This is a genomic window from Mesorhizobium sp. LNHC209A00 (genome assembly GCF_000502915.1).
Lineage (GTDB): Bacteria > Pseudomonadota > Alphaproteobacteria > Rhizobiales > Rhizobiaceae > Mesorhizobium.
Map to the genome: position 1 here is coordinate 34,881 of NZ_AYWT01000015.1, position 21,111 is coordinate 55,991.

Genomic DNA, 21,111 nt, shown 5'->3' on the forward strand with positions numbered 1-21,111 from the left:
CCTCTGCCTCCTGGCTTCGCGGCAGAGTGGGGCGAAGGCGTGACCAGTGCAAGGCGGGAGGGTGGTTTTTTGCCCGGCGCCGCCGATTTTCGCGCTGCTGCTCCGGCAGATGAAAACGCCCGGACGAAGCCGGGCGTTTCGAGTGTCGGGAAGATCGATCTTCGATCAGGCGATGGTCTTGCCGAAAGCGACGGCGGTGTCGCCCATGCGGTTGGAAAAGCCCCATTCATTGTCGTACCAGGACAGCACCGAAACGAAGTTGCCGTCCATCACCTTGGTCTGGTCGAGCGCCATGATCGAGGAACGCGGATCGTGATTGAAGTCGATCGACACGTTCGGGTGATGGGTGACGCCGAGGATGCCCTTCAGCTTGCCGTTGGAGGCGGCGATGACCGCCTCGTTGATTTCCTGCACCGTGGTCGAGCGCTTGGCGATGAACTTGAAGTCGACGACCGAGACGTTCGGCGTCGGCACGCGGATCGAGATGCCGTCGAGCTTGCCCTTGAGGTCGGGCAGGACGAGGCCGATCGCCTTGGCGGCGCCGGTCGAGGTCGGGATCTGCGACAGGGCGGCGGCGCGGGCGCGGTAGAGATCCTTGTGCATGGTGTCCAGCGTCGGCTGGTCGCCCGTGTAGGAATGGATCGTCGTCATCATGCCCTTTTCGATGCCGACCGTCTCATGCAGGACGGCCGCCAGCGGCGCCAGGCAGTTGGTGGTGCAGGACGCATTCGAGATGACGATGTGGTCCTTGGTCAGCTTGTCGTGGTTGATGCCGTAGACGACGGTCAAGTCAGCGCCGTCGGCGGGCGCCGAGACCAGCACGCGCTTGGCGCCGGCGGTCAGGTGCGCGGCTGCCTTGTCGCGGGCGGTGAAGATGCCGGTGCATTCGAGCGCGATGTCGATGCCGAGTTCCTTCCACGGCAACTGCGTCGGATCCTTGATCGCGGTGACCTTGAACTTTTCCTTGCCGACGGTGATCTGGTCGCCGTCGACCGACACTTCATGCGGAAAGCGGCCGTGCACGCTGTCAAAGCGCAGCAGGTGGGCGTTGGTCTCGACCGGGCCGAGATCGTTGACGGCGACGACATCGATGTCCTTGCGGCCGGACTCATGGATGGCGCGCAGGATGTTGCGGCCGATGCGGCCAAATCCGTTGATGGCAACTCTGACAGTCATTTTTCTCTCCCGGGGAGCTGGAGGGCAGACGATTGGTCCGCAGCTTCATAGCGGCGGATGGGCAAAGAATCCAGCCGCGGCGGACTGGATTTAAATCGATTAGGTTGAGCCAGCCCGGCGAAACCGCTTTTCACGCGATCTCGTCGGGTATTTTGTTTCGTGCATGTCGTTGTCCCAAATCGCGATACACTTTTGGGCGACATGCCAGGCCTCATCTGCCTTGCAGGCGGGCTTCCGCCGCCTTGGCAGCCGCCTCGGCTGTGATGCCGAAATGCGGATAAAGCTGTTCGATCGTACCGCTCGCACCGAAGCCGGTCATGCCGATGAAGATGCCGTCCGAGCCGATGAGATGATCCCAGCCCTGGCGGATGCCGGCCTCGATCGCCATCTTGATCGGTGCGTCGCCGATCGTCTTCTTGCGATAGGCGTCGCTCTGCTTATCGAACAGTTCGAAGCAGGGCACCGAGACGACACGGGTCGGGTGACCATGCTTTTCCAGAAGGTCGCGGGCGCCAAGCGCGATCTCGACCTCGGAACCGGTGGCGAAGATCGTCACAGCGGCCTCGCCGCTGGCGGCGGCGAGTTCATAGGCCCCCTGGCTGCTCAGGTTCTTTTCGGTGAACTCGGTGCGCACCGTCGGCAGGTTCTGGCGGGTCAGCGCCAGGGTCGACGGCGTCTTTTCGGATTCGAGCGCGATCTGCCAGCATTCGGCGGTTTCCACCGCGTCGGCCGGACGGAACACATTGTGGTTGGGAATGGCGCGCAGGGCGGCCATGTGCTCGACCGGCTGGTGGGTCGGCCCGTCTTCGCCCAGACCGATGGAATCATGGGTCATGACGAAGATCGAGCGGATGCCCATCAGCGAGGCAAGCCGCATCGAGGGGCGGGCATAGTCGGAGAAGCACATGAAGGTACCGCCATAGGCAATGAGGCCGCCATGCAGCGTCAGGCCGTTGATCGCGGCAGCCATGCCGTGTTCCCGGATGCCGTAATGGACATAGCGCTGGCCGTAATCGTCCGGCGTGATGTTCTTGGTCTGGCTGGTCTTGGTGTTGTTGGAGCCGGTCAGGTCGGCCGAGCCGCCGATGGTTTCCGGCACCGCGCCATTGATGACTTCCAGCGCCATTTCCGACGATTTGCGGGTCGCGACCTTCGGCTTGTCGGCTGAAAGCTTCTTCTTGTAGTCGGCGATGACGGAGTCGAAATTCGCCGGCAGCTTGCCACTGGTACGGCGCTCGAACTCGGCCTTCAGCTTCGGATCGGCCTTGGCCAGGCGGCCTTCCCAGTCCGTGCGCGCCTTGACGCCGGCCTTGCCGGCGGTGCGCCAGGCGTCGAGAATGTCAGCCGGGATCTCGAAGGGCGGCGAGTCCCAGTTGAAGAACTTGCGCGCGCCAGCGATCTCATCTGGGCCGAGCGGCGAGCCATGCGCCTTGTTGGTGCCGGCCTTGGTCGGGGCACCGAAGCCGATGGTCGTCTTGCAGGCGATCATCGTCGGCTTGTCGGAATGGCGGGCGGCCTCGATGGCATAGGCGATCGCTTCCGGATCGGTGCCGTCGATGTGGCTGGCGTTCCAACCGGAGGCCTGGAAGCGCGCGACCTGGTCGGTGTTGTCGGCAAGCGAGACCGGACCGTCGATCGAGATGTTGTTGTTGTCCCAGAAAACAATCAGCTTGTTGAGCTTGAGGTGACCGGCAAGGGCGATGGCTTCCTGGGAAACACCTTCCATCAGGCAGCCGTCCCCGGCCAACACATAGGTGTAGTGGTCGACAAGGTCGTTGCCGAAGGCGGCGTTCATGATGCGCTCGCCGAGCGCGAAGCCGACCGAATTGGCGAGGCCCTGGCCGAGCGGGCCGGTCGTGGTCTCGATGCCGGTGGCGTGGCCATATTCGGGATGGCCGGCGGTTTTCGAGCCCAACTGGCGGAAGTGTTTGATCTGGTCGATGGTCATGTCTTCGTAGCCGGTCAGGTGCAGCAACGAATAGAGCAGCATCGAACCATGGCCCGCCGACAGGATGAAGCGGTCACGGTCGGCCCAATGCGGGGCCTTGGGGTCGTATTTCAGGAAGCGGGTGAACAGCACCGTGGCAATGTCGGCGCAGCCCATGGGCAGGCCGGGATGGCCAGAATTCGCCTTCTCGACGGCATCCATGGAGAGAAAACGGATCGCATTGGCCATCCGGTCATGTTGTTCACGCGACGTCATGGTACCTCCAGGGTGGGGGTTTGGGGGCTTGGGAGAGCCCTTGAAAAGGGTGCGCGACACATAGCAGGCGCGGGCTTTTAGTCAACAAATCGGGTGCAGATTTGCCGGTCTTGTGATGTCGGCGGTGGACCTACTTTAGCGTTAGCGGGGGACAGTCGCGAGAGCTTTATTGACGTTGCCTTCACCCGGTGCCTAATGTTTCCGGGATAAGGCGTTCTGAACGCGAACGATTCGGTGATGGGCAGGGCACAGGACGAAGCCATGACCGGGGAAACCACGCTCAAGGAAGTAATCGCCAGGCTGAGCAAGGCCATCGAAGGGCTGGAAAATGCCGTCGCGGCCAAGCTCGAGCATGAACGCGACTATTCGGAAGCCGAGGCCGAAGTGCAGCGGATGAATGCCGACCGCTCGCGGTTGGCGCAGGAACTCGACAATTCCGAAGCGCGCGCCGAACGGCTGGAAGACGCCAACAAGGAAGTGTCGCGAAGACTGGTGACCGCGATGGAAACCATTCGCGCCGTGTTGGACAGATAGGAGCTGGCCCGATGGCACAGGTCACGGTTTCAATCGACGGCAAGCAGTACCGCATGGCCTGCGACGAGGGCCAGGAAGAGCATCTGATCGATCTCGCCGAGCGCTTCGACCGATATGTCTCGCATCTGAAGGATTCTTTCGGCGAGATCGGTGACCAGCGGCTGACCGTCATGGCCGGCATCATGGTGATGGACGAGCTTTCCGAGCTGCAGAAGCGCGTCAAGGGCATGGAAAGCGAAGTGCTGACCTTGCGCAAGACGCGCGACGAGGCGCTGACCAAGGCCGACAAGAGCGACAGCGTGCTGACCGGCGCGCTCGGCGCCCTGGCGCAGCGCATGGAAGATTTGACGGCGACGCTGGCAATCAACAAGGCCTGAGGCGTCTTTGCCGATTCCTGCCGCTTGTCCTCATGCCCGATATCAATCACGTCGTAATTTTTGGCCCTGATCCCGCGTGTGTGGAAAAATTTTTGCGCATCGAGTGAATGACCGTCATCTCCAGCGTTTAATCAGTCGCGCTGCGGTGCTACGATTAGGTGCCGGGCGCCGGGCGGCGAAGATACCGGCCACATTCACAAGGGGTAGGGATAGGTCATGAGTCTTCGTATCAACGATATCGCGCCGGACTTCACCGCCGAGACCACGCAGGGAGCCATCAAATTCCATGACTGGATCGGCGACGGCTGGGCGATCCTGTTCAGCCATCCGAAGAATTTCACGCCGGTCTGCACGACCGAGCTTGGCACGATGGCGGGGCTCGAGGGCGAGTTCAAGAAGCGCAACGTCAAGATCATCGGCATTTCGGTCGACCCGGTCGAAAGCCATGGCAAATGGCAGGATGACATCAAGACGGCGACCGGCCATTCGGTGCATTACCCGCTCATCGGCGACAAGGACCTCAAGGTCGCCAAGCTTTATGACATGCTGCCAGGCGGCGCCGGCGAAACCTCGGAAGGCCGCACACCCGCCGACAACGCCACCGTACGCTCGGTCTACGTCATCGGGCCGGACAAGAAGATAAAGCTGGTGCTGACCTACCCGATGACCACGGGGCGCAACTTCGACGAGATCCTGCGGGCGGTCGATTCCATGCAGCTTACCGCCAAGCATCAGGTGGCGACGCCGGCGAACTGGAAACAGGGTGAGGACGTCATCATCACCGCCGCCGTTTCCAACGAGGATGCGATCAAGCGCTTCGGCGCCTACGAGACGATCCTGCCCTATCTCAGGAAAACCAAGCAGCCCTCCGCCTAAGCCGGTACGTCGGAATAGTTTCCGGCTTTCCGCTCCTGCGAACCAAGTCACGCTTGACTGGTTCGTCGGGGCGGACAACGATGCTCACGGTGGGTTCCGGCGGAGAAAATCGTTTCTGCCGGCTAGGTTTGGGGAAGCCGGACGTGCAGATAGCTTTGGCGAAGCCGCAGGTCAGCGGCTTTTATGACAAGCCGACCGGGGCCATCCAGTATGTCGTCGCAGACCCGGCGACGAAGCGATGCGCCATTATCGATCCGATCCTCGACTTCGATGAAAAATCCGGCGCGACCAGTACGATGAGCGCGGATAGCTTGCTCGACTTCATTGGGGAAAACGGGCTGGAACTCGAGTGGATCCTCGATACCCATCCCCACGCCGACCATTTCTCGGCGGCGCATTACCTGAAACAGAAGACTGGAGCGCCGATGGCGATCGGCGACAAGGTCGTCGACGTCCAGGCACTGTGGAAAGTGATCTATAACTGGCCGGACTTTCCGGCTGACGGCTCACAGTGGGACAGGCTGTTCGCCGAGGGTGAGACCTTCCGGATCGGAACCCTTCCGGTCAGGGTGCTGTTCTCGCCTGGACATACATTGGCATCGATTACGTATGTGATCGGCGACGCCGGCTTCATCCACGACACGCTGTTCATGCCCGACAGCGGCACGGCAAGGACGGATTTTCCCGGTGGAAGCGCCGCGCGGTTGTGGCGCTCCGTCCAAGGCATCCTGGCCTTGCCGGAGGAAACCCGGCTGTTCGTCGGCCATGATTACCAGGCTGGCGGTCGAGAACCGATGTGGGAAAGCACGGTCGCGGCACAGAAGGCGACCAACATCCACCTGGTCGCCGCGCGTACAGAGGCCGAGTTCGTCGCGCTACGCGAGGCGCGCGATCGCACATTGCCGATGCCGCGGCTGATCCTGCATGCACTGCAGATCAACATCAATGGCGGGCGGCTGCCGGAGCCGGAAGCCAATGGCCGGCGCTACCTCAAATTCCCGCTGGACGGGCTGTGAGGTTTAGTCCCTTCTCCCCGCCACTATAAGGGGAGAAGGTGGCGGCAGCCGGATGAGGGGCGGCGCCAGCATTGATGATGATGTCCGGCATGTGCTGTTGCTCCGGCAAGAACCTGGCAACCTCAGCGCCGCCCCTCATTGTCCTGCCGGACATTTCTCCCCGTGTAGTGACGGGGAGAAAGGCGCTGCGTCGGCGGCTTCGCCAACAAAAAGGCGGCGCCAGTTTCCTGACGCCGCCCTGCTATTTCCTGCCCGAAGCCGGCTTTAAGCCGCCGGCTGTGCCTCGATGGTGCGCAGCGCCTGCATCTGGCGCTTGGCGGCGGCCTTGACCGCATCCTGCACCTTCTCGAAGGCGCGCACCTCGATCTGCCGCACGCGCTCGCGGCTGATGTCGAACTCGGTCGACAGTTCCTCGAGCGTCAGCGGCTCCTCGGCGAGGCGGCGCGCCTCGAAGATGCGCCGCTCGCGATCGTTGAGCACGGCGAGAGCGCCCGACAGCATGCCGCGCCGGTTTTCCAGCTCGTCCTGCTCGATCAGCATCTCTTCCTGGCTTTCGTGGTCGTCGACCAGCCAGTCCTGCCATTCGCCGGACTCGCCTTCCGTCGCCCGGATCGGCGCGTTGAGTGACGCGTCGCCGGACAGGCGGCGGTTCATCGACACCACTTCGGCCTCGGAAACGTTCAGCCGCGTCGCGATTTCGGCGATCTGGTTGGGCTTGAGGTCGCCATCGTCCAGCGCCTGGATCTTGCCCTTCACCTTGCGGAGATTGAAGAACAGACGCTTCTGGTTGGCGGTCGTGCCCATCTTGACCAGGCTCCACGAGCGCAGGATGTATTCCTGGATCGAGGCCTTGATCCACCACATGGCGTAGGTGGCGAGGCGGAAACCACGCTCGGGTTCGAATTTCTTGACGGCCTGCATGAGGCCGACATTGCCTTCCGAGATCACTTCGCCGATCGGCAGGCCATAGCCGCGATAGCCCATGGCGATCTTGGCGACGAGCCTCAAATGGCTGGTGACGAGCTTGTGCGCGGCCGTAGTGTCTTCATGCTCGGCGTAACGCTTGGCGAGCATATACTCTTCCTGCGGCTGAAGCATGGGAAAGCGGCGGATTTCTTCCAGATAGCGGCTGAGGCCGCCTTCACCGGAAACGATACTGGGTAATGACTGGGCCATGGTAGCGCCCCCTCTCTATTGGAGTGATGCCCCCGAAACGCGGCGGGCATGTGACGCGAACACCAAAAGGCTCGCTCGCGACAACAGATCTTATACAGGAACAAAACCAGAAAAGACAGGCATTTGTTCAACACGAAACAGTGTGTCACGTTGAAGTGAACAATGCCACTCAGGTTTTTGACGGCAGGTTCAGAGCTTGCGGAAGCCGCCGACGAGTTCCTCCATGTCCCCCGGTAACGGCGCCTCGAACCTCATCGTTAGATGGGTAGTCGGGTGCCGAAATGCAAGGAGCCGTGCATGCAAGGCTTGCCGGGAAAATGCCTGGACCTGGCTTTTCAGCGGTTCGGGCAGCCGATTGGCCTTGGTACGGAAGGCGAGGCCGTAGTCTGGGTCGCCAATCACGGGATGGCCGATATGGGCCATGTGGACGCGGATCTGGTGGGTGCGGCCGGTTTCCAGCCGGCATTCGACGAGGCTAGCGGCAGCGAATTCCCGCTGGCCCTCGCCGAAACGCTCCTGCACGGCAAAACGAGTGACGGCGTGCCGCGCGTCGTCACGGCCTTCCGGCACTACGGCGCGGCGAACCCGGTCGGAGGCGCGGCCAAGCGGCGCATCGATCGTTCCGGTCGGCCTCTGCGGTATGCCCCAGACCAGCGCCAGGTAGGCGCGCTCGAGATCACCCGTCAGGCCGTGGTCGGCGAACGCCTCCGACAGGGCCTTGTGGGCACGGTCGGTCTTGGCGACCACCATGACGCCGCTGGTCTCCTTGTCGAGGCGATGGACGATGCCCGGGCGGCGCACCCCGCCAATGCCAGACAGGCTGTCGCCGCAATGATGAATCAGCGCATTGACCAGCGTGCCGGTCCAGTTGCCGGCGCCAGGGTGCACGACAAGCCCCGCCGGCTTGTTGATGACGATCAACTCGTCGTCTTCGTGGAGCACCTCGAGCGCAATGTTCTCGCCCTCCGGCTGCGCCGGCTCCGGTTCCGGCATGGCTACCGACACATTTTCGCCCGCGCGCATCTTGCGCTTGGTTTCGTCGACCGGCTTGCCGTCGATGACGACGGCGCCTTGCCTGATCAGCATCTGCACGCGACTGCGTGACATATCCGGGCCAAGTGCTGCGGCCAGCCACTGATCTAGGCGTTGGCCGGCCGCGTCCGCGCCGGCGACCAGCAAGGTGGGCGCGGCCTCTATCAACAGGTCCTCTATCAATTCGGGGGCCTCTTCGCTATGAGCGCTCATCGAAAAACCATTCCGGAATGTTTGCCATGGCCCGGCCCGATGCCGATGAAGAGCAGGAAAAGCCTCTCGACCCCGAAGTCGACAAGCTGCGCGGCAAGCTCATCCGCTTCATGGCCATCAATCTCGGCCTGCTCTTTCTGGCTCTTATGGTGGTGATCGCGGCGATTGTCTACAAATCACGCAAAGCAACGCCGGTGAGGCCGCCGCTGGCTGGCGACGTCCAGGTACCCGCCAGCGAACCGCTCACCGGGGACATCGTTCTTCCGGTTGGCGCCAGGGTGGTCGGTCAGTCACTGTCGGGCAACCGCCTTTCGATCGACGCCGCGCTTGCCGACGGCAGCCGTGCGATCTTCATCTATGATATCGCCGAGCGCCGCCTGATCGGCCGTTTCGCGATCCGCAACAAATAGGCAGGCGCCAATGCGGCAAACACATTTGCCACGGACATGACCGGCTTCGCCGAACACCGTCGTGTCGCGACCGTGGCGCTGGTCGTCGCCAACTATGACGAGGCGATCGCCTGGTATGTAGAGCGGCTGGGCTTTACGCTGACCGAGGATGTCGATCTCGGCGGCGGCAAACGCTGGGTCACGGTCGCGCCGGCCGACGGGCCGGGCGCCAGGCTGCTGCTGGCCGAGCCGTCCGACGAGACGCAGAGGAAAAGCATCGGCAACCAGACCGGCGGCCGGGTTTTTCTCTTCCTCGAAACCCACGATTTCGCCGGCGACCATGCAGCGATGCTGACAAGGGCGTCGAATTCCGCGAGGCGCCGCGTCACGAAGCCTATGGCACGGTGGCGGTTTTCGCCGATCTGCATGGCAATCTGTGGGACCTGATCCAGCCGAAACGCTAACGCGGGGGCGGCTTTTCATTCGATGCGGCAAAGCCGCCGAACCCCAGTTGCTTTTTCCCGGCCGTCAGCCTATATCGCCCCTTCTTGAGCGCGCCCATCGTCTAGCGGTCAGGACACCGCCCTCTCACGGCGGGAACAGGGGTTCGATTCCCCTTGGGCGTACCAAGCTTTCCAAGCACTCCAGGCTGTCTCGACGATTTTCGTTGCTGATTTCGTTGCTTCGCGCTTTTGGCCGACGCCAGGCAAGCCGCGTGCAATCGCGTCTTCGCCAGATATTGCGACATACGCTAAAATGCTGATCGAGTTGACTAATATGCGCCTCCCCGATAATGTAATAGACAACTGGCCGTGTATGAAACTGTTGAAACGGATGTCTCGGATTTTGGCCAATCAACGTGAGCAGCATGCTCCGAACCGAGGTCATCCATGGGCATTCAACACAGCACCAATTCACCCGCCGTACTGACCGTCAGCGAGACGGCCGTCTATTTCCGCATCAGCCGGGCTTCGATTTGGCGCCTTTTACGCTCTGGCGATCTGAAGAAGATTCGCATTGGGGGTCGGACCCTGGTGCGCCGCATCGATGCAGATGCGTTTCTCGCCAAATGCGTTGAGGCCGCCTCGTGAGCTTGCTGCGGCGAGCTCTCACCGACCTTGATCGCGGCCCCGACGACATCGTGGAGTTGCTCGGCCCGGCCCGAGTGCGGGACGTCACCATGTCTGCCCTGCGCGATGATGGATGCAAACTCGAGGGTGACACCGCGACGGTCGAGCGGCTAATCGAGTACGCGACGAAGTTTGTGGTTGAGCCGTGGCTGCGGGAGTGGCGCCAATCCTTCGAACCGGCCAACCTTGGCCGGCCGCACACCGACCTTTTTGAAATCGTCATTTGCGCAGCGGCGCTGCACCGCTTCAGAGCCGACAATCGAAATCCTGCTGCACTCGCCGCTAGATGGCTCGGCGAGCCTGCGACCAAGGACAAGGTCGAAAAGCGCGAAAAGAAGTTCCGTCGGATCTTCTCGCATGTCTACGCCTATGCCGGGCTGTCGCGAGCCGAGTCAGCCGAGCGTTCGGCTCGGCTCGTGCTGGACGTCATCCTGGATCTGGAGGCCATTGAAACGAAGATGACTGCGGAACACGCCGCAGCGTCTAGCGCCAAAAGGAACACCCGACACGGCTCTTTTTCGGCGCGGCTCGCGCCGGCAAATTAGGCGCCCCCACACAAGGAAGGCGACCAAATTGCAAATCCGGAAATCCGAATATGTGCCCTGGCGTGACCGCGCTTTTCTGTCGATCGCGGAGGCGGGAGAAATCGTTGCCCGGTCTTCCGACTGGGTCCGAAACCGTGTTGCCGAAGGCCGGCTTCATGGCTGCCGTATCACCCCAGGCGGGCCGCTCGTCGTCACCGTGCGAAGCCTCGTCGATCTCGTCGACTGCGCGCTTCTGTCGGCGCCACCGATGCGCGTGCCGCGGCTCTATCTGGCGGTCGACAATTCATAAATTAAAGGCCGGGCGCTCCTGGCAGAGCGCGCCGGCCTGAAAGGTATTTGGACCCCGTGAATATACAGCAAGTCCCGACACCCGCGCAACCGGCGAAGGCAAGCTGGGCTCAAACGCTCGAGCAGGCAAAACAGGCTGCACGGCCGCCGCTTTCGCCTGCGGCCACCGAAGCAATTCAATTTTTGAAGATCCTCGATCCGACGGGCCGGCACAATCTCGTCGCGTTCGATCCTGCGGTCGACAGTGGGCCGCCGATCGGCGCGCGTTCGTTCACGGCCGGCGACTGGAGCGGGATCGCTGAGTTCGTTGACCGGCACAGCGGAACAGCCAATCTCTACCTGACAGGCAACGAGCCAATCGAGAACGCCCCGCACGGGAAGCTCGGCAAGAAACACATCGGCGGCATCCGCGCCGTATATGCCGATGTCGATCCGACTGGCGGTGTTGATTTCGACCAGGCACGCGCCGCGCTGGCGGCCCAATCCGAAACCTTAAAGGCCGGCGCCATCCCGCCAACTGTCATTGTCGATTCCGGCGGCGGGTTCCAATATCTGTGGCTGCTCACCGAGAAGCTTGATCCGGACCAATTCCAATCATGGGCAGAGGGCCAGGGCCGGGCGCTTGCGCATCTTCTCGGCGGCGATGCTGTTCAGAACATCGACAGGCTTCTGCGCCTGCCCGGCTCCCCGAACATACCGACGCCCGGCAAGGTGGCGAAGGGCCGGACCAGGCGACTGGCTCGCGTTGTGAGCGCAGAGACGTCGCGGCTCTACAAACCTACCGACCTTTCGAGCGCCGTGGCGCCGATGCTGAAGCCGCCAACTGCGTCAGATGAGACGGACGCTCACGTCGTCGCTGCGCGTGAGGCAATCGACTTCGCTGACGTCGAGACCTACACGTCCTTCGACGAGTTGGAGCCGGAACTCCGCGCGAAGTTTTCGAAGGCGTGCGAACAGCATCCCGGCTTGCGCCGGCTTTGGGGCGGCGATAGCACGGCGCGCATCGGCGAGCCAAACGACCAAACGAGTTCGGCTTGGCGGATGAGCTTGGCGCATCGGCTCGGCAACATCGAAGGTTTCACGGCAGCCGACTACGCACGGCTAGCTTGGACCTGGCCAGTTATCGCTGATCGCCAGCACCGAATGGACGAACGGCAGCTGTCGAAGGATTGGGGCAAGTTCGGCGTCCCGGCCGTGGAGCGCCGCCGAGCGATCGGGCAGTATCATGAGTATGTCCCCGCACCGCCGAGCGCCTGGATTGATCCCAGGGAGTGGACCGGCCAGAAGCCAGTGACGCGTGAATGGGAGGTGCAGGGCTGGATACCTCGCGGTGAAGTGACGCTGCTTTACGGCGACGGCGGTATCGGGAAGACCTTGTTGGCGCACCAGTACGCCACAGCAGCGGCGACGGGCCGCCCATGGCTCGGGCAGAAAACCCGTCCGGCGCGAGTGATGTGCTTCTTTTGCGAAGATAGCGCCGACGAGTTGCACCGCCGGCAGATCGACATCAATGCCGCGCTCGGCCTCGAGCACTGCGACCTCGCCAATCTTCGCCTGGCGTCGCGGAAGCACGAGGAAAACGCCCTTGGTGTATGGGATGACAAAGCCGGCACCACGAAGCTGACCGACGCTTGGCAGCGGCTGAAAGCTGACGCGGTTGCCTTCGGCGCCGATGTACTCGTGATTGACACGCTCTCCGACGTGTTCGTCGGCGACGAAGTTCGGCGCGCCCAGGTCAACAGTTTCGTCAAGAAGTGCCTTGGTGGCCTTGCCCAGGCGATCGGCGGTTCCGTCATTGCACTGGGGCATCCGTCGGTCGCCGGCAAGAACTCCGGCGAAGGGACGTCCGGATCGACGGGCTGGAGCAACGCGGTACGATCGCGCCTCTATCTTCGCTACCCCGACAAGGTCGACAGCGGCAACGTCCGCGAGCTCGCCGGCATGAAGCTGAACTATGGGCCGAAGGGATCGTTGCTAAAGATCAGATGGGAGCACGGCGCTTTCACCGTGCTGGCCGGTCGTTCGCCGGCCGCGGATCCTGGTGACTGGCCGGCGCCAATCGTGCCGAAGCTCGACGACGCGGTGGAAAGTGCTGTCGTTGCTGCGCTGATGGAATTGGCGGGCGCAAGGATGTCGACCGCGAAGAACAGCCAGCACTTCGCGCCGCGTGTGCTGAAGCGTCGGACCTCGAGCATTCTGGACCCCTTTTCGGAAGTCGAAGTCGATGCTGCGTTGGTGCGGCTCGAGCGCGGCGGGCTGATCAAAATGGACGAAGTCGGGCGCGATGGGTCGCGCCACATTATCAACGGTTACGTTGTTCAGGTGGACAAGTTGTCCGCTGTGCAGGCGCCGACCGATAGCGTTTTTGAATAAGGACTAATTGTCGTGGTGCGGGAAAGTAAAATGGGTCTGCGCAAAGTGACCGCTAAGTCATTGATTTCATTGCGGCGAAGTGCGGCGAAGTACTTTTGCGCGCAAAGTGCGGCGAAGTGCGCGAAAGCCCATCATTCCCAAGGGTTAGAGGGTTGCGCAGAGTGCGTGCGCAAAGTACCTCCCCTACGGGGGAAGCGCGCTTCGCCGCGCGCCCTCCCCAGGCGGGTCTTGGGGTCGCGTAAAATCGAGGGTGGGATCGGTTCTGACGCTGAGTGGGCGAAACCTCATAAAGCCTACTTGGGAGAGCGGCCGTGAAGCGCAAACGTCGCGTTGGTCCGCGCAAGCCCGGCAACGCGTGGCAGTCATCCGCGCAGTGGCGGGTGATCGCTTCGGCCGCTATTTTGGATTGGAATGCCCGAAGGCCGGTTTTGCCGAAATGCGGAGCCCGACGGAAATATGACGGCGGGGTTTGTCAGCAACTCGCCTTGGCGAATGGTCGTTGTGCATGGCACGGCGGCCGATCTCCAAAGGGCGATGCCTGGGGCCTTCCCGTTTGGCCCAATCCCGATTCCCCTGATGTCGAAAAGAAGCTTCAGCGCAAGCTTGCCGAGCGTGAGCGCGCCGCGAAGAAGCGCGCCGTCCGCCTGGCCACAATGTCCACGGACCAGCGCAAGCGCCACGATGCATGGCACGCTGCGCGCAAACCCGGTAGCGCCGCGGCCCGCGAGCAAGCTCGATCCGATCGCCGGCAGGCGACAGAGTTACGCGCGATGAGGGCAAAGCCGCAGCCGCCGCCGACCCGCGAAGCGGCTGATCTCGAAAGCCAGATCGCGGCATTGCGGGCCGAACTCGAGCAACGCCAACCCGACAACCCGAAACCGATTGGAGCATTTTCGTGAGCGACGACATGGACGACGAGCTTGACGATTTCGATGGCGACGAGCGCATGCGCGCGGAGATCCTTCGACGCGCCCGCACCGAAGGAATCAGGGTCGCTTTTGAGAGCGCGTTGGAAATCTGCCAGGACAAGAAACAGCCGGCTGTGGCGCGCGCCTCATCACAGCGAACCCTATTAATGGTGGGCGGCCTGCTAGACCGCAACGACCGAAACGCGAGCGCTGAGAAAGACCCGTCGGAGATGGACGGCGCCGAATTGCAGCGCGCGACAAATGACGCCTTGCGTAAGCGCCGCGCGCTTACCGGTAAATCGGCCGGAACGGGCTCGGGCGGAAATGGGGCGTTCGACTAAACGGGATCCGCGTCGATTTCGTCCAGCCCCCTTTTTCGCCGGTGTGCATTGATAGCTTCCAACCCCAGCGAGGCAGGCAATTGCACGTGCAGGACCTGGAGTTCCGACGAGTAACGGCGGCGGCCTCTGTTTAGAACCGGCACGCTCCATATCTCGACAAAGTTTATGCCCGGCGTGCCTTCATGCGCCGCTCGAAATTTCCTGCACCATGTGTGCCAGTCGGGTAACTCGTCCAGAAGGACCACGGTCTGCATCAACATCATTCGGGCGTCAGCCTCTGGAAGCTGATGGGGGTGAAGGGACGACCATCGAGCCGCGCCAAGTTCGTCCAGGGCATACTTGTCGCGGTACATCGTTATTTTCCTTTTTCCTTCGCTCGCAGGTCCCTTTCGAACTGCGAATTTTGTCTCGCGAGGAAGATGCGCTTCGCCAGCACGCCAGGATCCTCGAGCTCCGGTAAGGCATTCTTTTTCGACTTCGCAACGATTGGCGGGCTCGCCTGGCGCTTGATGCTTGCCAGATATTTTCCCAAGTCGGCTTCCTCGATCATCACGGGCCGGCCGGGGAGGTAGGCCAGTTGCCCGGTGATCCGGAGCCGCTTCACCTTGGACGCGGAGCAGCGCAGGCGTGCGGCGACTTCGTCCTGGGTCAGGAGTTTGGATGAATTGGACGCCATGAGTACAACGTGCTGCAAATACCTTGACTTGTCAATGGAACCCTAAGTATTGATCCTCTGTTGATTGTATATTGATTGTATGTCGATCTTCTATCGTCCACTATAAATGTGAATATCGTAGCCGCCATGGTAAATAACCTTGACTATATTTCCGACTTGCGCTTTATGCATCGCGGGTTTAGCGACCCGCACACGGTTGGGAAGCGTCCGACAGGCTTCCACGCTGATAGTTTGGTCCAGGGGCCGCGCGGCATGTCCAAGGCACATCGCCTAAAACCGCGCGGAACCGTTGTGCGGTTCGCTAACCCCTGGATTCAACCCTTTAGCGAGGTGCAGCACATGTTGAATGTAATTTCCTTCACCACCAAACAGCCGATCATCAGTGACGAAGCATCGTTCGAAATTCTCGATTGGAATGATCCCGTCATGCGCAATTACACCCGCGAGATAGGCCGCGTGACAGTTGACGGCCTAGTCCCGCTCGAGATCGCAGACAAGATGAAAGCCCTGTGCGACGAGTGGAACGCGAATCGACGTGTGGCCGGCTAAAGCCTTCGCGAAGGCGCGCAGACAGAACAAGGGCGCCCCGCCGCGCCCTTTTTTGTTGCAGTCCCAAAAAGATTTTTCAGCGGGTACCGGCGGCCGCCAAGACCTTCTGAACCGTGGCTTTGCTAAAGCCCACCTGAGCCGCGACTTTCCGAATGCTCATCCCGTCGGCGTTGAGCCTGGCAATCTCCGCCTTCACCTCGGGCGTCACTAGAGCTGGACGCCCGCCCGTCCTGCCTTCAGCCTTAGCCTTGGCGATGCCCTCCATCTGGCGTTCCCTACGCAGGGCCGTCTCGAATTCAGCAATAGAAGCCAGAATGCCGAACACCAGTTTCCCGGTTCGCGTCGTCGTATCAAGCGACGCATCGTCCAGCACTCTGAAGCCGACGCCCTTGGTGTTTAGGCCCTCGACGATCTGGTGAAGGTGCCCCGCTGATCTCGCCAAGCGGTCCAGCTTCGTCACCAATAGGATGTCGCCTTCCCGGGCGTAGTCCAGGCAGCGCGCCAGTTCAGGCCGATCGCGGTCAAGCCCGGACTGCTTCTCATTGAACACCTTGGTCGCGCCTGCGGCCTTCAGCCGCTCGACCTGTGTGTCGAAATCCTGCCCCGTCGAGCTTACACGAGCGTATCCGATCACCTTGCCGTCCATTTCCGTACCCTTTCGCCTTGAACTATGAGGTCCATATCGGTAGTGTACGCAAAGTGTACAGTCAATAGAGCTGTGTCTACAAAGTGTACTTTGTGTACAGCGAGGCTCACTCCGTGGCGGGTGAGGATGAACCCCCTGCAATGGCGTTGAAGGTGTCGCTGTGCTGTCGGCGAACGATCGGCCCACACTGCCGGGCCGCGATCCCATCACCGGGGTCACTGGCTGGCCGGGACCTAGGGCGCCCCCCGGCACACTCGCTTCTGTGCGGCCAGAACCTCGGCGGACGGGCATAGGAACTTAAGGCCGCGCCAAACTTGGACACCTCCAAGCCCGCCGAAAACCGACTGAATTAACCGATTTTTCCGCGCCGGAGCTTCCCTTATCGTCAGCATAGCCAAAATGGATCCTCGCCATGCCGACCGAATTCTTGATGCCTTTCGCTGACGACGGACACGCTGAAGGTGATCCGCCGAGCCGTGCCGAGATCGACTTCGACGGCGAGATCGACCGCTTCATCTTCGGCTTCTGGAAAGCGACCCTGCCGCATGTCGACATCACCTTCGAACTGCCTTTGACCCTGGGTGCGCTTCGCAAGTTCAAGCCAGTGTTCCAACTCGACGCCAAGCGTCGGGACAAGCTGATCAGGGCGATCGCGGGCGCTGCTGTCGCGGTCGTTCAACGACTGCCGCACGCATACGATCCCCACACCGTCGTGATCTGCATGAGCGCCGCAACGATCGTCGTGCGGCATTGGGCCGAAGACGAACAGGGGCGGGCGGCCCGTCCCCCGCACCGTATCGAAGACGCCAGGATGTACGTGCGGCTGCTGGAGCGCGACCTGCACAACATCTGCGACTACGCTTGGCTGCAGCAGCGCAAAGCGCAGCGCAGGCATGACATCGTTCGATCGATGGTGGGTTTGTCCGACAGCGTCGGCGCCGTGAAAGTCGCTGCATAATGCTGGTTTTTGCAGCAACAATTGTGTATTTTAGCAATAGCCGGAAAACTGCGGAACTCGGGCTGCCGCCCCGCCACGGGCTCGCCCGTATTCTCAACCGAACACATCCTGATCGCATCTCCCGCTGAGCACTGCTCGCATGCGTCGATGGTTCGAATTGGTGGAGGTTTCCGGTGCCAGCTAAGCCTTGGGAAAAATACGCCGCCGACATCCCGCTGGCGTTCCGAGTTGTTCCGCCGGCCGGTGCGACCACGCGCCGCTCTCCCGGCGCTCCTGTAGTCGCGGCTCCAGTTTCGTCTGACCCTTGGGCAGCCTTCCCGGACGCCAAGCCCGCCGCAAACGTGGTCGACCAGTTTGACGGCCCGGCCGCGAAAGGCGATCGGCTGCCACGCTTCCCCGGCGTGCCGGCCACCACAGCACCGGCGGCGAACGACCTGTGGTCCGCGTTCCCCGACGCAAAGCCTCCCGCTGATGGTCCGTGGACGAAATACGCGGTGCCAGCGGCTCCAGCAGGGACGACCCAGCAGATCAAGGCTCCCGACGGCTCCATGGTTGAGTTCCCTGCCGGCACGCCCGCTGACGTGATGGCGAAAGCGATGCGGGAGACATTTGGCGGCCCAACCGCACCGACTGATGGACCGTGGACGAAATACGCAGCACCGGCCGCTCCGGCGCCCGCCGAGCAGCCGTCGTCCGTCAAGGACTTCCTCTATTCGGCCGCTGCCGGCGTTCCGCGTGGCGCTGTCGAAATGGGCATGCTGCCCGTAACCGCGGCGCGCGTCGTGAAGCAAGGCGGCGAGTACCTCCAAGGCAAGGTTGAAGATCCGATCCGGGCGATGTTCGGCTACGACGCCGTAACGCCGGAAGAGAAGGCGCAGCGGGAGGCCGACGACAAGAATTCTTATCTCGGCGGTTTCCTGCAGCGCATGTTCGACGGCCAGGACGCTATCCGATCGAAGATGGATGATGACCTTTACGAGCCCCGTACCACGGCTGGCAAATACGGACGCACGATCGGGGAATTCGCCGCGCCGGGCGGCATGGCCGGCAAAACCGGTAAGATCGTGGGCGATGTTATTGCCCCTGCGGTTGCCTCTGAAGCCGCGGGCCAAGCTTCGGAAGGCACGCGTTACGAGGGGCTCATGCGTTTTCTTGGCGCCGCCTTCGGCAACTCGGGCACTGCGTTTGCGCGCTCGTACTCGGCTCCAGAGAGTTATATTCGACGCGCTACCGACGGCATGACCGATGCCGACTGGCAGCGGGCTCAAGCGCTACAGGACGCCAACAAAACCGGCGTGGCATTGTCTGGGCCGGAAGCTGTTACGCAGGCTAGGGGCGGCGCTAGCGCGCTGCCTGATCTGCTTCGTGTGATCGAGGGAAGTGTGGAGGGCAGGACAAAGACCGCGCCTTTCTTCGGCCGCCGCGCCGGCCAAGTCGACACAGCCGTAGGCAACGTTCTGGATCAGATCGCACCGCAGCACCCGCAGCCGTCCACGCTTGGACCGAACGCTGCGGAAGCGGCGGGCAATGTGATTGATCAGACGCGCCAGGGCATCAACGCGCAGACGCGCCCGCTCTACGACGCAACCGGTCCTGTCGGTCCAGGCGGCCCGGTACCGCCGCAAGTCGTGCCGCAAGCGCAGTTTGCGCCGATCGCCGCCGATCCGCGATTCGCCGCTGGTCTGGCGCGGCTGCGCGGCAATGCGGAGCTCGCGCCGGATTACGCCGGCTTGCCCGACAACTCGATCACCGTCGTTGACGCGGTGACGAAGGATCTAAACGCCCGCGGCGAAGCCCTCGCCAATGCGGCCAACCCGCTCTACGGCCCCGAACTTGCGGGCCGCAGCCGAGCCGCCGCGTCCGACGCTCGCAACGCCGCGACCACAGCATCGCCGGAATACGCTCAGGCACTGGCCGAGCAGGAACGGCTCCGCCGAACCGTGCTCAACCCAATTGAGCAAGGACCGGTCGGCAAGGTGGCCGCTGCTAGTGACACCACGACCGCCGGGAACGCCCTGCTGCCGCGGAACCCGCTTACGGGCTCGGCCGGCGAGGCGGGCGATGCCGCTCGCCGGCTGGTGGCCGAGGATCCCGCGACGACGGCCGCGTTGGTGCGCCAGAACCTCGCCGATCGCCACACCAAGGCGACAACGGAGACGCAAGGCGGCGACCGCAGTCGTGCGGGTATCAAGTTTCACCAGGATGTCGCTGGCAACGATACGCGCCAGGCTGTGCTGGATGCCGTGCTTCGCGAAATGCCGAACAAGCAGGCTGGCCTGTCGATGGACGAATTGCTGCCAGTCCTGCACGCGTCTGGCTACCGCCAGCCGGTGGGCAGCCTCACGGCGTTCAACGAGGCTGTTAAGGGTGCGCTCGGCGCCGCTTCTCCCTTGGGCGTGCTGGGCGACCTGGTTTCGACCGCCGGCTTGGGGTTGGCCAAGAAAGCTGGTGACGCGACGACGCGTGCGTCGCTGCGCGGCAACATCGAATCCCTCGCTAAAATGTTTATCGCACCCGATTCAGTCCAGCAGATCAAAGACGCTGTAGCGCGCGGCCCGCGGTCCACAATACCGGACACTTTGCGGCGGACAGCGGCAGAAGCCGGCGGCACGCTCTTCGACCCAGCCGGCACCCGATATCCTTAAAGCCCTGTGGGCTGACTCTGAGATTAAGTTCAGGCGTTGCATACGCTGCAAAGATGAATGCAGGCGATATGTGAGCCGGTGTAGAAAAGTATGGTTTGTTCTGTGATTAACCTGGCGTCATTGTCGTCTATGGCGTTGCAAGTTCCGTTGTTCCGGCGGATATTTCCACGCATCGTAAGGAGATTCTGAAGGAGCAAGTAGGCATGGAAGAAGCATCATGGCACGCGTCAAAAGATCCACGACCGACACCACCCCCGCGGCCCTCCCCGCCACCACCCCCGCCACCCACGCGCCCGTCCCAGCCGCCACCCGAGCCGCGACACAAGTCCGACACCCCGTTCGCTCCGCCACCACCGCCGCCGACGCGGAGGTAACGTCTGGCGAAGTCCACGCCGTTCGTTTTCAGCTTGTCGAGGCTATCGCGTATCACGCAATCCGTGAACAGTTCCTGGCAAGGCTCAATCGACTGTTGACCGGCCTTCAGGTTTTCCTGGGCACTAGTGCAATTGCCGGGATGACCGACCTTGTGCCATTCAGTGCTCTCGTGCCGTTGGTGGCCTCGGCCCTCGCCGGCGTGCTCCTGCTTGTAATTGATCCCGCCGGAGGCGCGCGAGAACATCGCGGGCTTCGGAGCCGTCTGCACAATGTCTTGGCCGACATTGAGGAGGCGACCGTTACCGGTGAACTGCTGCGACTCGGTCGCGGAAAGATGCAGCGCATCGCTGCCGATGCGCCGCCGGCTTATAGGTGCGTACAGGCAATGGCGTACAACACCGCCGTCAATGCCACCTATGATGAAGAAACCGCCGTACGGCATCGATATGTCGTCGGCCGCTGGCAACGCTTATGCGCAAATTGGTCGCCAATGAGGGGTTTTCAATTCAAGCGCAATCTAATCTCTGGCTGATAGCATCATTTCGCGAAGCTGGCTTTTCCCAGCGAATTCGACTATGATTATTTTGCCGGTACCGCGCAGAACTCGGGCAACTGCACCAAGCCGCTTCGGGAACCCCGGAGCCAACGTCAACGGACTTCCAACAAGCATCTCAAACGTGTCGCG

At 62.2% G+C, this 21,111-nt stretch carries 22 protein-coding genes, 1 tRNA gene and 1 pseudogene; 17 read left to right on the forward strand and 7 right to left on the reverse strand.

Annotated features, from left to right (window positions below):
- Positions 1-165 precede the first annotated feature (165 nt).
- Both gap and tkt read right to left on the reverse strand, forming a co-directional pair.
- Positions 166-1,176, reverse strand: a complete 1,011-nt coding sequence (gene gap, locus X739_RS141525) for a type I glyceraldehyde-3-phosphate dehydrogenase (RefSeq protein ID WP_023773985.1) — start codon at positions 1,174-1,176, stop codon at positions 166-168.
- Positions 1,177-1,387: 211 nt separating this feature from the next.
- Positions 1,388-3,379, reverse strand: coding sequence for a transketolase (tkt, locus tag X739_RS141520; protein ID WP_023773986.1), 1,992 nt, complete (start codon positions 3,377-3,379; stop codon positions 1,388-1,390).
- Between the two features lie 261 nt (positions 3,380-3,640).
- On the opposite strand from tkt, the gene X739_RS141515 reads away from it, so the two are divergent.
- The 4 genes from X739_RS141515 to X739_RS141500 all read left to right on the forward strand — a co-directional run bounded on the left by X739_RS141515 (position 3,641) and on the right by X739_RS141500 (position 6,182).
- The gene (locus X739_RS141515; protein WP_015315371.1) at positions 3,641-3,913 is read left to right on the forward strand and encodes a DUF4164 domain-containing protein; all 273 of its coding nucleotides are present in this window, start codon (positions 3,641-3,643) and stop codon (positions 3,911-3,913) included.
- Between the two features lie 11 nt (positions 3,914-3,924).
- Positions 3,925-4,290: a cell division protein ZapA gene (locus X739_RS141510; protein ID WP_023773987.1), complete on the forward strand. Its 366-nt coding sequence runs from the start codon at positions 3,925-3,927 to the stop codon at positions 4,288-4,290.
- Positions 4,291-4,506: 216 nt separating this feature from the next.
- Entirely contained in the window at positions 4,507-5,166 is a 660-nt protein-coding gene (locus X739_RS141505) for a peroxiredoxin (RefSeq protein WP_015315373.1), read from the forward strand.
- 143 nt (positions 5,167-5,309) lie between these two features.
- Positions 5,310-6,182 carry an MBL fold metallo-hydrolase gene (locus X739_RS141500; protein WP_031248214.1) on the forward strand — a complete coding sequence of 291 codons (873 nt, stop codon included), beginning with the start codon at positions 5,310-5,312 and terminating at the stop codon, positions 6,180-6,182.
- Between the two features lie 264 nt (positions 6,183-6,446).
- On the opposite strand, the gene rpoH is transcribed toward X739_RS141500, so the two are convergent.
- Both rpoH and X739_RS141490 read right to left on the reverse strand, forming a co-directional pair.
- On the reverse strand, positions 6,447-7,358 hold the full coding sequence (rpoH, locus tag X739_RS141495; RefSeq protein ID WP_023795688.1) for an RNA polymerase sigma factor RpoH: 912 nt from the start codon (positions 7,356-7,358) through the stop codon (positions 6,447-6,449).
- A gap of 189 nt (positions 7,359-7,547) precedes the next feature.
- Positions 7,548-8,603, reverse strand: a complete 1,056-nt coding sequence (locus X739_RS141490) for an RluA family pseudouridine synthase (protein WP_023773990.1) — start codon at positions 8,601-8,603, stop codon at positions 7,548-7,550.
- A 26-nt stretch (positions 8,604-8,629) separates the two neighbouring features.
- Here X739_RS141490 and X739_RS141485 point away from each other — a divergent pair, with 26 nt between their 5' ends.
- From X739_RS141485 to X739_RS141460, 9 genes and pseudogenes are all read left to right on the forward strand, one after another.
- The gene (locus X739_RS141485) at positions 8,630-9,013 is read left to right on the forward strand and encodes a hypothetical protein (protein ID WP_023773991.1); all 384 of its coding nucleotides are present in this window, start codon (positions 8,630-8,632) and stop codon (positions 9,011-9,013) included.
- Between the two features lie 36 nt (positions 9,014-9,049).
- A pseudogene (locus tag X739_RS01000000166495) lies at positions 9,050-9,456 on the forward strand (VOC family protein).
- Between the two features lie 90 nt (positions 9,457-9,546).
- Positions 9,547-9,621: transfer RNA gene (locus X739_RS141480), tRNA-Glu, on the forward strand.
- A gap of 261 nt (positions 9,622-9,882) precedes the next feature.
- Positions 9,883-10,083: a helix-turn-helix domain-containing protein gene (locus X739_RS0135260; protein ID WP_051410624.1), complete on the forward strand. Its 201-nt coding sequence runs from the start codon at positions 9,883-9,885 to the stop codon at positions 10,081-10,083.
- Positions 10,080-10,667 (forward strand): hypothetical protein, encoded by a 588-nt coding sequence (locus X739_RS141475; RefSeq protein ID WP_023795690.1) that lies wholly within the window; start codon positions 10,080-10,082, stop codon positions 10,665-10,667. The genes X739_RS0135260 and X739_RS141475 overlap by 4 nt, the downstream gene beginning before the upstream one ends.
- 28 nt (positions 10,668-10,695) lie before the next feature.
- On the forward strand, positions 10,696-10,956 hold the full coding sequence (locus X739_RS141470; protein ID WP_023795691.1) for a hypothetical protein: 261 nt from the start codon (positions 10,696-10,698) through the stop codon (positions 10,954-10,956).
- Positions 10,957-11,762: 806 nt separating this feature from the next.
- The gene (locus tag X739_RS1000000167205; protein WP_245273939.1) at positions 11,763-13,328 is read left to right on the forward strand and encodes an AAA family ATPase; all 1,566 of its coding nucleotides are present in this window, start codon (positions 11,763-11,765) and stop codon (positions 13,326-13,328) included.
- A 311-nt stretch (positions 13,329-13,639) separates the two neighbouring features.
- Entirely contained in the window at positions 13,640-14,227 is a 588-nt protein-coding gene (locus tag X739_RS141465; RefSeq protein WP_156939954.1) for a hypothetical protein, read from the forward strand.
- Positions 14,224-14,577, forward strand: a complete 354-nt coding sequence (locus X739_RS141460; RefSeq protein WP_023795694.1) for a hypothetical protein — start codon at positions 14,224-14,226, stop codon at positions 14,575-14,577. Before X739_RS141465 ends, X739_RS141460 begins: the two co-directional genes overlap by 4 nt.
- Here the strand turns inward: X739_RS141460 and X739_RS141455 are convergent.
- Positions 14,574-14,930, reverse strand: a complete 357-nt coding sequence (locus X739_RS141455; RefSeq protein WP_023795695.1) for a hypothetical protein — start codon at positions 14,928-14,930, stop codon at positions 14,574-14,576. The genes X739_RS141460 and X739_RS141455 overlap by 4 nt on opposite strands.
- A gap of 2 nt (positions 14,931-14,932) precedes the next feature.
- Entirely contained in the window at positions 14,933-15,253 is a 321-nt protein-coding gene (locus X739_RS1000000167210; protein WP_023795696.1) for a helix-turn-helix domain-containing protein, read from the reverse strand.
- 252 nt (positions 15,254-15,505) lie between these two features.
- Here X739_RS1000000167210 and X739_RS141450 point away from each other — a divergent pair, with 252 nt between their 5' ends.
- Positions 15,506-15,802 carry a hypothetical protein gene (locus X739_RS141450; protein ID WP_156939956.1) on the forward strand — a complete coding sequence of 99 codons (297 nt, stop codon included), beginning with the start codon at positions 15,506-15,508 and terminating at the stop codon, positions 15,800-15,802.
- Between the two features lie 76 nt (positions 15,803-15,878).
- Here X739_RS141450 and X739_RS141445 read toward each other — a convergent pair whose 3' ends face one another.
- Complete coding sequence (locus X739_RS141445; protein WP_031252312.1) at positions 15,879-16,448, reverse strand: recombinase family protein; 570 nt, start codon at positions 16,446-16,448, stop codon at positions 15,879-15,881.
- 412 nt (positions 16,449-16,860) lie between these two features.
- Here X739_RS141445 and X739_RS141440 point away from each other — a divergent pair, with 412 nt between their 5' ends.
- From X739_RS141440 to X739_RS1000000169520, 3 genes are all read left to right on the forward strand, one after another.
- Entirely contained in the window at positions 16,861-17,406 is a 546-nt protein-coding gene (locus tag X739_RS141440) for a hypothetical protein (RefSeq protein ID WP_023795699.1), read from the forward strand.
- Between the two features lie 749 nt (positions 17,407-18,155).
- Positions 18,156-20,051 carry a hypothetical protein gene (locus X739_RS0135275; RefSeq protein ID WP_156939958.1) on the forward strand — a complete coding sequence of 632 codons (1,896 nt, stop codon included), beginning with the start codon at positions 18,156-18,158 and terminating at the stop codon, positions 20,049-20,051.
- Positions 20,052-20,268: 217 nt separating this feature from the next.
- Complete coding sequence (locus tag X739_RS1000000169520; protein WP_023795701.1) at positions 20,269-20,958, forward strand: hypothetical protein; 690 nt, start codon at positions 20,269-20,271, stop codon at positions 20,956-20,958.
- Positions 20,959-21,111 lie beyond the last annotated feature (153 nt).

Bases quoted from the DNA above. Each gene is read 5' to 3' on its own strand.
- tkt (WP_023773986.1), bottom strand. From the start codon at position 3,379: ATGACGTCGCGTGAACAACATGACCGGATGGCCAATGCGATCCGTTTT.
- X739_RS141510 (WP_023773987.1), top strand. From the start codon at position 3,925: ATGGCACAGGTCACGGTTTCAATCGACGGCAAGCAGTACCGCATGGCC.
- X739_RS141490 (WP_023773990.1), bottom strand. From the start codon at position 8,603: ATGAGCGCTCATAGCGAAGAGGCCCCCGAATTGATAGAGGACCTGTTG.
- X739_RS0135260 (WP_051410624.1), top strand. From the start codon at position 9,883: ATGGGCATTCAACACAGCACCAATTCACCCGCCGTACTGACCGTCAGC.
- X739_RS141440 (WP_023795699.1), top strand. From the start codon at position 16,861: ATGCCGACCGAATTCTTGATGCCTTTCGCTGACGACGGACACGCTGAA.
- X739_RS141450 (WP_156939956.1), top strand. From the start codon at position 15,506: ATGTCCAAGGCACATCGCCTAAAACCGCGCGGAACCGTTGTGCGGTTC.
- X739_RS141455 (WP_023795695.1), bottom strand. From the start codon at position 14,930: ATGTACCGCGACAAGTATGCCCTGGACGAACTTGGCGCGGCTCGATGG.
- X739_RS141445 (WP_031252312.1), bottom strand. From the start codon at position 16,448: ATGGACGGCAAGGTGATCGGATACGCTCGTGTAAGCTCGACGGGGCAG.
- X739_RS1000000167205 (WP_245273939.1), top strand. From the start codon at position 11,763: ATGCTGAAGCCGCCAACTGCGTCAGATGAGACGGACGCTCACGTCGTC.
- X739_RS1000000167210 (WP_023795696.1), bottom strand. From the start codon at position 15,253: ATGGCGTCCAATTCATCCAAACTCCTGACCCAGGACGAAGTCGCCGCA.
- X739_RS0135275 (WP_156939958.1), top strand. From the start codon at position 18,156: ATGGGCATGCTGCCCGTAACCGCGGCGCGCGTCGTGAAGCAAGGCGGC.
- X739_RS141515 (WP_015315371.1), top strand. From the start codon at position 3,641: ATGACCGGGGAAACCACGCTCAAGGAAGTAATCGCCAGGCTGAGCAAG.
- X739_RS141485 (WP_023773991.1), top strand. From the start codon at position 8,630: ATGGCCCGGCCCGATGCCGATGAAGAGCAGGAAAAGCCTCTCGACCCC.
- rpoH (WP_023795688.1), bottom strand. From the start codon at position 7,358: ATGGCCCAGTCATTACCCAGTATCGTTTCCGGTGAAGGCGGCCTCAGC.
- gap (WP_023773985.1), bottom strand. From the start codon at position 1,176: ATGACTGTCAGAGTTGCCATCAACGGATTTGGCCGCATCGGCCGCAAC.
- X739_RS141505 (WP_015315373.1), top strand. From the start codon at position 4,507: ATGAGTCTTCGTATCAACGATATCGCGCCGGACTTCACCGCCGAGACC.
- X739_RS1000000169520 (WP_023795701.1), top strand. From the start codon at position 20,269: ATGGCACGCGTCAAAAGATCCACGACCGACACCACCCCCGCGGCCCTC.